Below are 12282 nucleotides of genomic sequence, written 5' to 3' on the forward strand. Positions count from 1 at the left end.
AATCTAGCTGCCACAATTTAAGGAGTAAATAATGGCCGGCCATAGTAAATGGGCGAACATGAAGCATCGTAAAGCACGTCAGGATGCTAAAAAAAGTAAAATTTTCACAAAAATTATCCGCGAGCTTACGGTTGCTGCAAGGCAAAACCCCGATGTCACTATGAACCCTCGTCTGCGCTTAGCCGTAGATAAAGCCTTATCTGAAAACATGACGCGTGACACCATTGACCGAGCGGTAAAGCGCGGTGCTGGCGCTAGTGAAAGTGAGAACTACGAAGAGCTGGTTTATGAAGGCTATGGTCCAAATGGTGTCGCCGTAATTGTTGAAACCATGACCGATAATCATAAGCGTACCGTAGCTGATGTGCGTCACGCGTTTACTAAACACGGTGGCAGTTTAGGTACGTCTGGCTCAGTAGCTTATTTATTTACCCGACGAGGTATATTGGTATTTGCGCCAGACACGGATGAAGATGCCTTAATGGAAGTCGCATTAAATGCCGGCGCTGAAGATATTGTCAGTGATGCTGATGGCAGTATTGAGGTATTTACCACGGTAGATACCTTCACCGATGTTAAAGATGCACTGTCTGCTGCTGGTTTTAATGCCGATAGTAGTGACGTTACCTTGGTACCTGCAACCCGAGCAGAATTGGATGCTGAACATGTTACGGCATTTTTTAAGTTGCTTGATCAACTTGAAGATTCGGATGACGTACAAAACGTTTACCACAATGCCGAGATCAGTGATGAGCTGATGGCAGAGCATAGTTAAGCGTGAATATTATTCTGGGTATTGACCCAGGCAGCCGTTTAACCGGTTATGGTGTAGTACGCCAAAATGGTTCTAAATTTGAATACGTTGCCAGTGGCTGTATTCGCCTAAACACTGCCGATTTTCTACCTGAACGGCTGCTTGATATCTTTAATGGTGTTAGCGAAATTATTGCGCAAACCCAACCGACTATTTTTGCCATTGAACAAGTGTTTATGGCGCGCAACCCTGACTCAGCACTAAAGTTAGGTCAGGCTCGTGGTGCAGCAATAGTTGCGGCAAAAAATGCGGGGCTAGAGGTGTATGAATACTCAGCGCGGCAGGTTAAACAGTCGGTAGTAGGCACCGGCGCAGCTGATAAAGCGCAGGTGCAACATATGGTGCGCACACTACTAAAGCTGCCGGCTAACCCACAGGCTGACGCTGCCGATGCGCTTGCAGTAGCACTTTGTCATGGGCATACTCAGCAAAGTTTAATTAGCCTAGCCGGCCAAGCGCGTAAAACCGTGCGTGGTCGTTTACGCTAGCATTGGTATTTACTGGGTAGAACCCTAAGCAGACCCTATGATTGGACGTTTACGCGGCATCTTGCTAGAAAAGCAGGCCCCTGATTTATTAATAGAAGTAGCCGGCGTTGGTTATGAAGTGCAGCTGCCACTTACCAGTTTTTATAAGTTACCGGCGACAGGCGAAGAAGCCATAATTTATATCCACTTTGTGGTGCGTGAAGACGCGCAGTTGCTTTATGGTTTCGTCAATCAGAACGAACGGGCGCTGTTTCGCCAACTGATCAAAGCCAATGGTGTTGGCCCAAAATTAGCGCTAACAATATTATCTGGCATGACAGCACAGCAGTTTGTGCACTGTGTACAGCAAAGTGATGTTAGTACCTTAGTAAAATTACCTGGTGTCGGCAAAAAAACCGCAGAGCGCTTAGTGGTAGAAATGCGTGACAGGTTAAAAGACTGGGGCGTAGCGCCTAATACGCCAGTAACCGATGGCATGCTATTGCAAGATGATGAAGCCATATTTAGCCCTGTAGCAACTGCAGAGCAGGACGCAGTAAGTGCTTTAGTTTCATTAGGCTACAGCCAGTTACAGGCTGATAAAGCGGTGCGGAAAATTAAACAAAACGATATGAGCAGTGAGCAGCTAATTAAGGCCGCACTGCGGAGCATGATGTAAACCATGATAGAAGCCGATCGTTTAATTCAAACCAGTGCCACGCGTGAAGACGAAGTTATTGACCGCGCTATTCGGCCAAAAACGCTTGCCGATTACACTGGGCAAGAACACGTTTGCCAGCAAATGGCTATTTTTATTGAAGCCGCAAGAAGGCGGGGTGATCCGCTAGATCATCTATTGATATTTGGCCCGCCAGGCTTGGGTAAAACTACGCTAGCCATGATTGTCGCCAACGAAATGGGCGTAAACATAAAAAGCACTTCCGGCCCAGTATTAGAAAAAGCGGGCGATTTAGCGGCACTGTTAACTAACCTTGAACCGAATGATGTGTTATTTATTGACGAAATTCATCGCTTAAGCCCGATAGTTGAAGAAATTCTTTATCCCGCGATGGAAGACTATCAGCTAGATATTATGATTGGCGAAGGTCCTGCTGCGCGCTCTATCAAGCTCGACTTGCCGCCGTTTACCTTAGTAGGTGCGACCACTAGAGCTGGGGCGTTAACCTCGCCATTGCGAGACCGCTTTGGCATTGTGCAGCGTTTAGAATTTTATAAAGTAGAAGAGCTTACGCAAATTATTATGCGTTCAGCGCACTTTCTTAATTTAGTATTAGACGAAGCAGGCGCTTCTGAAATTGCCAAGCGCTCGCGCGGCACGCCGCGTATTGCTAATCGGTTATTACGTCGGGTGCGCGATTACGCCCAAGTTAAAGCTGACGGTCAAGTGACGGTGGCGGTGGCCGCAGAAGCTTTACAAATGGTTGATGTTGACGCCGAAGGTTTTGATTACATGGATCGCAAGTTAATACTGGCCATTATTGAAAAATTTATGGGAGGGCCAGTGGGTCTAGATAACCTTGCCGCGGCTATAGGCGAAGAAAAAGACACCATCGAAGATGTGATCGAACCCTTTTTAATTCAGCAAGGTTTTATTCAGCGCACACCTCGAGGCCGTATTGCTTCACCTCGTGCGTATTTACACTTTGGTTTTGATTTGCCAAAAACAGAATAAAAAAAAGCCCACTCAGTGAGTGGGCAAAGCAACAAGTTGAAGACGAGCTTCAAAAATCCAGGGAACATGTTAAAACAGCAACAAAATTTGGTGAAAACACAAACCTTATTACCAAGTGATCTTTACTAAGATTCAGCAGAAGCTCTGCTGTTTCTTTGCGCTAGCTCAGAACACATGCGTATGATAGTTACTTAGAGTAATAACTTCAAACGAGAAAAATTAGCTCTTTGCCATTAAAAAAACTAATGAATGCTTGTGCTGATTAAAGGTAAATTTAAATAGGGCAGTGATACGGCCAGCTTTAGAGCCGTCTATTCATGCAAGGTTAATTTAAAACGCGGATTATAGGACGCATTACTTTTTATTAATGTAGTTCAGTATTGTCTGTTCGTCGCGCTAAACTGTGTTTTGGTCGGCAAGATGAAAATAGTGAAACTAATTGTGTAAATAGTAGTCAACAGAAACGCTATAAAAATACAAGTAGCCGTGAAAGAAAAATATAGTTAGGTTTCGCTTGCACAAGTGATTGAGTTACTACCTTGGCGCATTTATCATATACAACAATTAAAGCGAATAGTCATGTCTGAAACAATCTTTACATTCCCCGTACGCGTGTACTACGAAGATACCGATGCTGGTGGGATTGTTTACTACGCAAATTATTTAAAATTTTTTGAAAGAGCGCGCACCGAATGGCTGCGCGCCCTAGGTGTTGAGCAAGATTTGTTATTGTCAAAAAATATTGCTTTTGTTGTTACGCAAGTTTTAATGGATTATAAAAAGCCGGCAAAATTTAATGATTTATTGACGGTTTCTAGTCAAATCAGTACTTTAAAACAAGTTAGCATGGTTTTTGCGCAAAATGTGTACAATAGTAACGGCGAACTACATTGCTCGGCACAAATTAAAGTAGCCTGTGTTGAAGTACAAGAAATGAAAGCTAGGGCAATTCCAGCAGAAGTATTAGAGGTGTTAAAACGTGGCAGGTAAAATTTCGATTTTAAGTTTACTCATAGAAGCCAGCTTTGTAGTGCAATTGGTGATGTTAATTTTGCTGGCAATGTCGGTAATGTCGTGGACCATGATTTTTCGCCGTCGTAAGGCCTTAAGTGATGCTGTGACTGAAGCGAAAAAATTTGAAGACAAGTTTTGGTCAGGTATTGATTTATCTAAGTTATATAACGAAGTTAGCGCCCGTACTAATAATCATGGTTTAGAAACCCTGTTTAAGTCAGGCTTTAAAGAGTTTGCCCGCTTGCATAAAACCAACAGTCGTCAACCTGCCGCAGTAATGGAAGGCACGCAGCGCGCGATGCGGGTTGGTTTGTCTCGCGAAGTCGAGCGACTAGAAATGCATTTGCCGTTTTTAGCTACTGTAGGCTCGATTAGTCCCTATATCGGTTTATTTGGTACGGTATGGGGCATCATGAATTCATTTATTGCGCTAGGTGCGGTAGAGCAAGCCACATTATCTATGGTAGCACCAGGTATTGCTGAGGCGCTTATTGCTACCGCTATTGGTTTATTTGCCGCAATACCCGCTGTTATTGCTTACAATAAATTTTCGCATCAGGTCGAATCATTAGAAAGCAGCTATGCCAACTTTGTTGAAGAATTTGCAAATATTTTGCATCGTCAAGCTGTGTCTAGCAGTGGAGATGCGGCCTAATGTATGTACGGAAGAAGCGACGATTAAAGGCAGAAATTAACGTCGTGCCTTACATTGACGTTATGTTAGTGCTGTTGGTCATATTTATGATTACCACACCACTGATTACCCAAGGGGTAAAAGTGGAATTACCTAAATCTGACGCTCAGCCTATAAAGCAGATGCAAGATGGTAAAACACCCTTAGTGGCGACGGTAGATCAAGATGGGCTGTATTACTTTGAAAAAGACAGTAAACAGCAAGGTCCGTTTACCGCTGCTGAGTTAACGGTAGAAGTAGCCAGCTGGTTGAAAATTGAGCCTGGCACTCAAGTAATTGTTAAAGGTGATGGCAGAGTAACCTACGACGCCATTATCCGCTTAATTAATGTATTAAAAGGCGCCGGTGCACCTGCAGTTGGTTTAATGACCGATAACCTGGACTCGAAGTGATATGTCAGTGAAAGTTGACCCGCCACTAGCAAAATCGTTTGGGCTGCATTTAGTTATTCTGCTGTTATTAGTTTTTGGTGCTGATTTTTCCAGTACGCCAGAAATGGTTACGGTAAGTTTAGAGTCTGAAGGCAAAGCACCAATAGAAGCGGTAGCGGTAGATGAAAAGGCACTGAATGAGCGCGTGCAGCAAATGCAAAAAGAACGTGATTCAGTTAAAGCAGCCGAAGAAAAGCGTATTCGTGATTTAGAGCGACGTGCTGAGCAGGCAGAAAAAAATCGTACCGCTGAAGAGCAGCGTCTAAAGCGCGTAGCGGAAGAAAAACGCCAAGCAGACGCCGAGGCTAAGCAAGCTAAAGCTGCTGCTGCAGATGCAAAAAAACTGCAACAGCAAGAAAACGCCAAGGCAAAACAAGCTGAAGAAGCGCGTAAAGCTAAAGAGCAAGAACGTAAACAAGCCGAAGATGCAGCCAAAGCAGCCGAGCAAAAGCGTAAAGCTGAGCAAGATGCAGCAGAAAAGGCTAAAGCAGAGCGTGAACGCCAAGCGGCCGAAGCTAAGCAAAAAGCTGAGCAAGAACGTTCAATGCAAGAACAAATGGAAAAAGAAGCCCAAGCACGCTCAGCTGCGCGCTCAAAGCAAGCAGCAACAGAAGTGCAACGTTACATTGCCTTGATTTCTGATGCAGTTGACCGAGCGTTGTACAAAGACGAGAGTATGCGTGGCAAGTCATGTTCAGTGAACATTCGTTTGGCAACAACAGGTTTTGTTACTAATGTTAAGGTGCTTGGTGGTGATAGTAACGTATGTGATTCAGCAGTACGTGCCATTAATCGTATCGGCAGTATGCCAATGTCATCAGAACCAGATGTGTATGAAAAGTTGAAAGACATAACATTTAGGGTGGAGCCAAAGTTTTGAATATAGTTAAGTTATTGAGTGTTTTATTCGTTGCATTATTGTTTAGTGTAAAAGTGCAAGCATCGTTAGAGATCGTCATTACTGGTGGTGTTGATTCAGGCCGGCCAATTGCAATAGTGCCATTTACGTTTAAAGGTGCAACTTTGCCTAATCAGCGGCTGGACGAAATTGTTGCTGCCGACTTAATGCGCAGTGGTAAGTTTAGCCCGTTGACCAGTATTAAAATGCCACAGCGGCCACAAAATGCCGCACAGGTAGACTTTGCCGCATGGGCAAAAGAAGGCGTTGAAGCCATAGTTGTAGGCCAAATTACCGAAGTTGGTATTGATCGTTACTCAGTAAGCTTTGAGCTAATAGACATATTAAAAGGCAGTAGCGGTGCTAATAGGCAAGCATTAAATGCTGGACGTATAGTTAGTAGTGGCGATTTTATTTTAGATAGTCGCGAAACAACAATAAATGGCAGCCAGTTTCGCCAGTACGCACATCGCATTAGTGACATCGTATACGAGAAGTTAACCGGTGAACGCGGTGCATTTTTAACAAAAATTGCTTATGTCTTGGTAAACCGCAAATTAGAGTTCTCGCATCAGTTGGTGGTTGCTGATTATGACGGTGCTAACGAGCAAGTGTTGTTGCGCTCAAAAGAGCCATTAATGTCGCCAAGTTGGTCGCCGGATGGCACTAAGCTGGCGTATGTCACTTTTGAAAAGCGTCAATCACAAATTTATATACAAGATATTTATACTGGCCGTCGTTCAATGTTAAGTAGTACGCCTGGTATTAATGGTGCGCCAGTATGGTCACCGGATGGTAAAAAGATGGCCATGGTGTTGTCAAAAGATGGCAATACTGAAATCTATACTATGGACGTTAACAGCAAAGCCTTAACTCGGTTAACTAACCATAGGGCAATTGATACTGAGCCATCTTGGTCGCCAGATGGTAAGGAGCTGTTGTTCAGTTCTGAGCGCGGTGGCAATCCACAACTTTATAGCGTAAATTTATTAACAGGAGCGACCAAACGTTTGACCTTTGAAGGTGAAATGAATTTGGCTGGCTCTTATACACCGGATGGTAATTCGGTGGTGATGGTTAACCGTATTCGGGGGCAGTATAATATTGCAAAAATGGACCGTAAAACCCACTTTTTGCAAGTATTAACCAAAACTACTCTGGATGAGTCACCTAGCGTGGCACCAAACGGTTCAATGATCATTTACAGCACTATGCATGGTTCTATGCAAGTGTTAGCACTGGTTTCTATGGATGGTCGTTTTAAAGCACGACTACCGGCGGTTGAAGGACAAGTTAAATCGCCGGCTTGGTCGCCGTTTTTATAGAAAAACAAGATAGTTATTACATTAAAATACTAAGGACAAAAGTCATGAAATTAAATAAAGTGTTAAAAGGTTTATTGATCGCATTACCAGTGCTAGCTTTAGCTGCTTGTAGCTCTACATCTTCTACTGATCAGTCAGATTCGGATATGGCAGGCCAAGGCAATACAGTTCAAGTTGAAACTGTATCTCAAGGCATGAGCCCAGCAGAACAAATGCGCCAGAAATTAGAAACGTTGCGTCAAGAAAACACCATCTATTTCGATTTTGATAAAGCTACTGTTCGCTCTGAGTTTATTGAAACTCTGCAAGCTCACGGTGCTTTCTTAACTGCTAACCCAAGCGTACGTATTACTGTTGAAGGCCACTCAGATGAGCGCGGCACACCAGAATATAACATCGCATTAGGCGAGCGTCGTGCACAGGCAGTAGTACAGTATTTACAAAACCTGGGCGTAACATCTGGTCAGATTTCAACGGTAAGCTACGGTGAAGAGAAGCCAGTTGATATGTCACGTTCAGAAGCAGGCTTTGCCAAGAACCGTCGTGCAGTGTTAGTCTACTAATCTAGACTAATTACTACATAGATACGCATGACTGTGAAATATACTCTGCTTGCAGCAATAACACTGGTTCATACCAGTGTTATTGCCAACCCCGCACCTGTTACGGATATTAATCGTAGTAGGCCGTCTGCTAATGTCACTAACGCTACCGCGCCAACTGGCACGATAGAACAGCGGCTAGCAACACTTGAACGTGTTGTTGAAGCCCGAACCGAAGCTCAACTTCGTATGGCGCAACAGCTACAAACGTTGTTAGACGAAGTCAGTGAATTACGGGGAGTAACAGAAACACATTCATATCAGTTAGAAGAAATTCTGCAGCGCCAGCGTGATCTGTATCAGGAAATAGACCGTCGAGTTAATGCCATTCAGATGCCTAGTGCCAACAACAGCCCTGCTATTGTGCCAGTAGAGCCGCCGGCATCTAACGCAAGTTATTCTACTGATGTGTCAGAAAACGACGCGTACGATAAAGCTGTCAACATGGTGCTTAAAGAACGGCGCTATGATGCGGCAATACCGGAATTTGAGACGTTTATTCAAAACTACCCTAATTCAAGCTATGCAGCTAATGCTCATTATTGGCTTGGTCAGTTATTATTTAATAATAACGAGCTAGCAAAGGCCAAAACGCATTTTGAGCGCGTAGTAAATAACTTCCCTCAGTCAAATAAAGTTGCCGACGCCTTGTTAAAATTAGGACAGGTGGCTGAGCGCGAAAATAAAAAAGACGAGGCGAAACGGTATTACCGTCAGCTGGTTGAAAAGCATGCAACAGCAACGTCAGCGAAACTGGCACAAGACAGAATAAATGCACTGAAATAACGAAACCCGGCAGCTGCCGGGTTTTTTATGTGCACAAGATGTTGCTAAGCGCTGGCATTTTGACCAAACAGACCAATCAATGCGAGTTTTTTATAGTTTTTTCTTGCACTAAGGTCGTAAATCAGTAAGATATGCCTCCGCGGTGAGGGTCATTAGCTCAGCCGGTAGAGCAGTGGACTTTTAATCCATTGGTCGATGGTTCGAATCCATCATGACCCACCAAACCGCGCAAACAAAGATATCGAAAAGGGTCATTAGCTCAGCCGGTAGAGCAGTGGACTTTTAATCCATTGGTCGATGGTTCGAATCCATCATGACCCACCAATTCGATAACCCTGTTTGGGTCATTAGCTCAGTCGGTAGAGCAGTGGACTTTTAATCCATTGGTCGATGGTTCGAATCCATCATGACCCACCACCACTTTTATTTTCTCCTGCACGGGTCATTAGCTCAGCCGGTAGAGCAGTGGACTTTTAATCCATTGGTCGATGGTTCGAATCCATCATGACCCACCAGATCCAACTACTGTATTTTCTGTAAACGCACGCTATAATGGCCACCTTTTTAACACCAGCAGGTGAGCCCTATGGAACAAACGCTGTATTTCACAGAGCAAGACTTTGCGTTTCCGCAAAAACCGGTACCACTGAGTAATGATGAAAAAGCCGCTTACAAAAGCCGTATTAAAACATTACTGCAGCAAAAAGACGCCGTGCTGGTAGCACACTATTACACTGATCCAGAAATTCAGGCTCTAGCTGAAGAAACCGGCGGTTGCGTATCTGATTCATTAGAAATGGCCCGTTTTGGTAATGAGCACCCCGCAAAAACGTTAATTGTGGCTGGTGTTAAGTTTATGGGCGAAACCGCGAAAATACTTACACCAAATAAAACCGTGTTAATGCCAACGTTAGAAGCCAACTGCTCGTTAGACTTAGGTTGCCCGGCGCAGCCGTTTTCAGACTTTTGTGATCAACACCCCGACCGCGTAGTAGTGGTTTATGCCAATACCTCTGCCGCAGTTAAAGCCCGAGCCGACTGGATAGTTACCTCATCTATCGCCTTAGAAATTGTTGAGCACCTAGACAGCCAAGGCAAAAAAATTCTGTGGGGTCCAGATAAGCATTTAGGTCACTATATTCAAAAGCAAACTGGCGCTGACATGATCATGTGGAATGCCGCCTGTATTGTGCATGATGAATTTAAAGCCAACGCGCTTATAGAGCTGAAAAAGCAATATTCTAACGCTGCAGTACTCGTACACCCAGAATCGCCTGACAGCGTGGTACAGCTCGCTGATGCGGTAGGCTCAACCAGCCAATTAATTAAAGCCAGCCAAACATTGCCGAACGACATGTTTATTGTTGCTACCGACAAAGGCATTTTTTACAAAATGCAGCAGCTGATGCCAAACAAGACCTTCATTGAAGCTCCAACTGGCGGTAACGGCGCAACCTGTCGCAGCTGTGCGCATTGCCCTTGGATGGCAATGAACGGCTTAAAAGCGATTGAGGCAGCGTTAACCGACACTATCGGCCATGAAATATTTGTCGATGCGCAGTTGCGAGAAAAAGCCTTGATACCGTTAAACCGTATGCTTAATTTTGCCCGTGAATTAAAAATGCAGGTAAAAGGGAACGCCTAAGTTAAATCTGCGGTTATTGCTGAAAAAGTCAGCAGCACCGCGCGCTATAGCAGATAGTGGTTGCAGGCTAGGCATATTTTATCTAGTATAGCCGCGCTTGTGATCCAAGCACCGGAGAGATGGCTGAGTGGCTGAAGGCGCACGCCTGGAAAGTGTGTTTAGGTTAATCCCTAACGAGGGTTCGAATCCCTCTCTCTCCGCCATTTGATTAACCCCATGAATTTATTGAATATTTTTCGATAAGCTCGTGGGGTTTTTTATTTGCCACAACCCTTTGCCACACTCTTGGAGGCAGAGGCATGCGTGTTCCCCACTCTTATCTTTATCAGGTAAAAGGCTCTAAACACTATTACTTTAGAGTACGTTGGTCATTCTTTGGGCGATTAGTTAATGTCGATCTTGGGACAGGACATTTCGTCGCGTCCCTTGCGACTGACGAACCTGGCAGGGCCGCGTGGTTAAGTCAGTTTGCTATACAACGATTGCGCCTTTTTACTGAGACACACTTCTCGCAACAATCGGCTCCTGGTGCTTTACAGGCATTATCAAGCGGATATAAAGCCGTTCTTAAACGAACGTTTCAGAACGTGCTATCGGAAGCGGCACAGTTCCTCGATCACGGACAGCGGGTATTATCTGAGAATGGTGTTGCCAGTAAAACTGATGAACAGCTACATACCGCAGCATCTATTCAGCATGACGAGCTAATGCATCAGCTGAATACGCTATTTGCACTGCTGGAAAATTCATCGTTAACATCCAGTTTTTCGATGAAGAAGATCGAAACTAAACAGCTAGATGTGCAAAGCTCACCCCATTCGTCGGGTCGAGATAAGGGGTGTGCGACGAAACCTGAATTTGAATTGTCCTACCTTATTCAAGAGTTTTGCGCGAGTAAATTTCGAGAGATCGGAAAGAGCGCACAGCAGCAATACACGACATCACTTGAGGCAATGAAAAACGTTTTGGGTGATCGTTTTAATGTATCCCTTTTGGACTATGAACACGCTCAGCGGGTTAAAAACGCAATTTTAGCCATGTCATCAGGCCGAAAAAATATTGATGGTACTGATGCAAAATTATCCGTTAAGTCCGTGAATAAATACCTTACTAATATGCTGACGTTCGCAGACTGGCTGGTCAAGCAGCGGCATGTTTTAGCAGTTAATCCTTTTGTTGGTTGTTTGCTCAAGCTTGAATCTAAACATCAGCTAAAGCGCAGGCCGTTTGAGCATAACGAAATCACTGCCATTCTGGATTATCAACCACGGCATAAGCTTGAAGCGGCAGGATTTAGAGACGCAGCTAAATGGCTGCCATCGATATCACTTTATAGTGGGATGCGGCTTGATGAAATTGCGAGCTTACGATTACGTGATGTCCGCAGTGAAGATGAGATCTGGTTTTTTGACTTGAGCAGTTACCGTTTAAAAACAGATAACGCATCCAGACTCATTCCTATTCACAGCAGTTTGATTGAGCGTGGATTGTTGGACTTTGTCACCACGCAGTCAACCGAGAAGCAGTTGTATCTCTTTCCAGAACTGCAAGCTTATCACGCATCATCGAAGCGTGATGGGATAGGAACCCCAGTCGGTAAATGGTTTAACCGAACTCTACTCAGTGCAATCGGCATTGATAAACAGTATGAAAAGTCGCATGGGTTGCTGGTCGATTTTCATTGTTGCAGACATACCGTAGCTTCCAGGTTCAAGTTTCACGGGGTGCCAGCCTATCTTGCTAAGCAAATTTTAGGTCATGAGTTGGACGGCGATATTACCTGGGGAGTTTACTCCGGCCAGGTTTCCACTAAGTTAGGCGCGCTGAAAGAGGCAATTCAGATGTTGGATTACTAAAAAATGCGTTCATCTTGAAAGTTACAACTCGCTGATTTTTAGGGAAATCGCACCTGC

Annotated in this window: 13 protein-coding genes and 5 tRNA genes; all 18 read left to right on the forward strand. The window is 44.4% G+C overall.

Annotation, left to right across the window (positions count from 1 at the left end; genetic code table 11):
- Positions 1-31 precede the first annotated feature (31 nt).
- The 18 genes from E0Z06_RS04475 (at position 32) to E0Z06_RS04560 (ending at position 12225) form a co-directional block, all read left to right on the forward strand.
- Positions 32-775 (forward strand): YebC/PmpR family DNA-binding transcriptional regulator, encoded by a 744-nt coding sequence (locus E0Z06_RS04475; RefSeq protein WP_132582281.1) that lies wholly within the window; start codon positions 32-34, stop codon positions 773-775.
- 2 nt (positions 776-777) lie between these two features.
- On the forward strand, positions 778-1302 hold the full coding sequence (gene ruvC, locus E0Z06_RS04480; RefSeq protein ID WP_132582283.1) for a crossover junction endodeoxyribonuclease RuvC: 525 nt from the start codon (positions 778-780) through the stop codon (positions 1300-1302).
- A 37-nt stretch (positions 1303-1339) separates the two neighbouring features.
- Complete coding sequence (ruvA, locus tag E0Z06_RS04485) at positions 1340-1960, forward strand: Holliday junction branch migration protein RuvA (RefSeq protein WP_132582285.1); 621 nt, start codon at positions 1340-1342, stop codon at positions 1958-1960.
- Positions 1961-1963: 3 nt separating this feature from the next.
- Complete coding sequence (gene ruvB / locus E0Z06_RS04490) at positions 1964-2974, forward strand: Holliday junction branch migration DNA helicase RuvB (protein ID WP_132582287.1); 1011 nt, start codon at positions 1964-1966, stop codon at positions 2972-2974.
- A 579-nt stretch (positions 2975-3553) separates the two neighbouring features.
- Positions 3554-3964 (forward strand): tol-pal system-associated acyl-CoA thioesterase, encoded by a 411-nt coding sequence (gene ybgC / locus E0Z06_RS04495; RefSeq protein ID WP_132582289.1) that lies wholly within the window; start codon positions 3554-3556, stop codon positions 3962-3964.
- Positions 3954-4643, forward strand: a complete 690-nt coding sequence (gene tolQ, locus E0Z06_RS04500) for a protein TolQ (protein ID WP_132582291.1) — start codon at positions 3954-3956, stop codon at positions 4641-4643. The genes ybgC and tolQ overlap by 11 nt, the downstream gene beginning before the upstream one ends.
- Positions 4643-5074 (forward strand): protein TolR, encoded by a 432-nt coding sequence (gene tolR, locus E0Z06_RS04505; protein WP_132582293.1) that lies wholly within the window; start codon positions 4643-4645, stop codon positions 5072-5074. The genes tolQ and tolR overlap by 1 nt, the downstream gene beginning before the upstream one ends.
- A gap of 1 nt (position 5075) precedes the next feature.
- Positions 5076-5993 carry a cell envelope integrity protein TolA gene (tolA, locus tag E0Z06_RS04510; protein ID WP_132582295.1) on the forward strand — a complete coding sequence of 306 codons (918 nt, stop codon included), beginning with the start codon at positions 5076-5078 and terminating at the stop codon, positions 5991-5993.
- A complete protein-coding gene (gene tolB, locus E0Z06_RS04515; protein ID WP_243695562.1) occupies positions 5990-7336 on the forward strand; it encodes a Tol-Pal system beta propeller repeat protein TolB in 1347 nt (448 codons plus the stop codon). Before tolA ends, tolB begins: the two co-directional genes overlap by 4 nt.
- A 44-nt stretch (positions 7337-7380) precedes the next feature.
- Positions 7381-7899, forward strand: coding sequence for a peptidoglycan-associated lipoprotein Pal (gene pal, locus E0Z06_RS04520; RefSeq protein WP_132582297.1), 519 nt, complete (start codon positions 7381-7383; stop codon positions 7897-7899).
- 27 nt (positions 7900-7926) lie between these two features.
- Entirely contained in the window at positions 7927-8724 is a 798-nt protein-coding gene (gene ybgF / locus E0Z06_RS04525; RefSeq protein ID WP_132582299.1) for a tol-pal system protein YbgF, read from the forward strand.
- Positions 8725-8870: 146 nt separating this feature from the next.
- Positions 8871-8946 (forward strand) — tRNA-Lys (locus E0Z06_RS04530).
- A 26-nt stretch (positions 8947-8972) separates the two neighbouring features.
- A tRNA-Lys gene (locus E0Z06_RS04535) sits at positions 8973-9048 on the forward strand.
- A 17-nt stretch (positions 9049-9065) separates the two neighbouring features.
- Positions 9066-9141, forward strand: a tRNA-Lys gene (locus E0Z06_RS04540).
- 22 nt (positions 9142-9163) lie between these two features.
- Positions 9164-9239: transfer RNA gene (locus E0Z06_RS04545), tRNA-Lys, on the forward strand.
- A 71-nt stretch (positions 9240-9310) separates the two neighbouring features.
- Positions 9311-10369: a quinolinate synthase NadA gene (nadA, locus tag E0Z06_RS04550; RefSeq protein WP_132582301.1), complete on the forward strand. Its 1059-nt coding sequence runs from the start codon at positions 9311-9313 to the stop codon at positions 10367-10369.
- Between the two features lie 113 nt (positions 10370-10482).
- Positions 10483-10572, forward strand: a tRNA-Ser gene (locus E0Z06_RS04555).
- A 96-nt stretch (positions 10573-10668) separates the two neighbouring features.
- Positions 10669-12225, forward strand: coding sequence for a site-specific integrase (locus E0Z06_RS04560; RefSeq protein ID WP_132582303.1), 1557 nt, complete (start codon positions 10669-10671; stop codon positions 12223-12225).
- Positions 12226-12282 lie beyond the last annotated feature (57 nt).

Origin of the sequence: Rheinheimera sp. D18 (assembly GCF_004345025.1) — a bacterium.
Lineage (GTDB): Bacteria > Pseudomonadota > Gammaproteobacteria > Enterobacterales > Alteromonadaceae > Alishewanella > Alishewanella metallidurans.

Coding starts and splice junctions, on each gene's coding strand:
- E0Z06_RS04475 (WP_132582281.1), top strand. CDS start 32: ATGGCCGGCCATAGTAAATGGGCGAACATGAAGCATCGTAAAGCACGT.
- ruvA (WP_132582285.1), top strand. CDS start 1,340: ATGATTGGACGTTTACGCGGCATCTTGCTAGAAAAGCAGGCCCCTGAT.
- ruvB (WP_132582287.1), top strand. CDS start 1,964: ATGATAGAAGCCGATCGTTTAATTCAAACCAGTGCCACGCGTGAAGAC.
- ybgC (WP_132582289.1), top strand. CDS start 3,554: ATGTCTGAAACAATCTTTACATTCCCCGTACGCGTGTACTACGAAGAT.
- tolR (WP_132582293.1), top strand. CDS start 4,643: ATGTATGTACGGAAGAAGCGACGATTAAAGGCAGAAATTAACGTCGTG.
- tolA (WP_132582295.1), top strand. CDS start 5,076: ATGTCAGTGAAAGTTGACCCGCCACTAGCAAAATCGTTTGGGCTGCAT.
- pal (WP_132582297.1), top strand. CDS start 7,381: ATGAAATTAAATAAAGTGTTAAAAGGTTTATTGATCGCATTACCAGTG.
- ybgF (WP_132582299.1), top strand. CDS start 7,927: ATGACTGTGAAATATACTCTGCTTGCAGCAATAACACTGGTTCATACC.
- nadA (WP_132582301.1), top strand. CDS start 9,311: ATGGAACAAACGCTGTATTTCACAGAGCAAGACTTTGCGTTTCCGCAA.
- E0Z06_RS04560 (WP_132582303.1), top strand. CDS start 10,669: ATGCGTGTTCCCCACTCTTATCTTTATCAGGTAAAAGGCTCTAAACAC.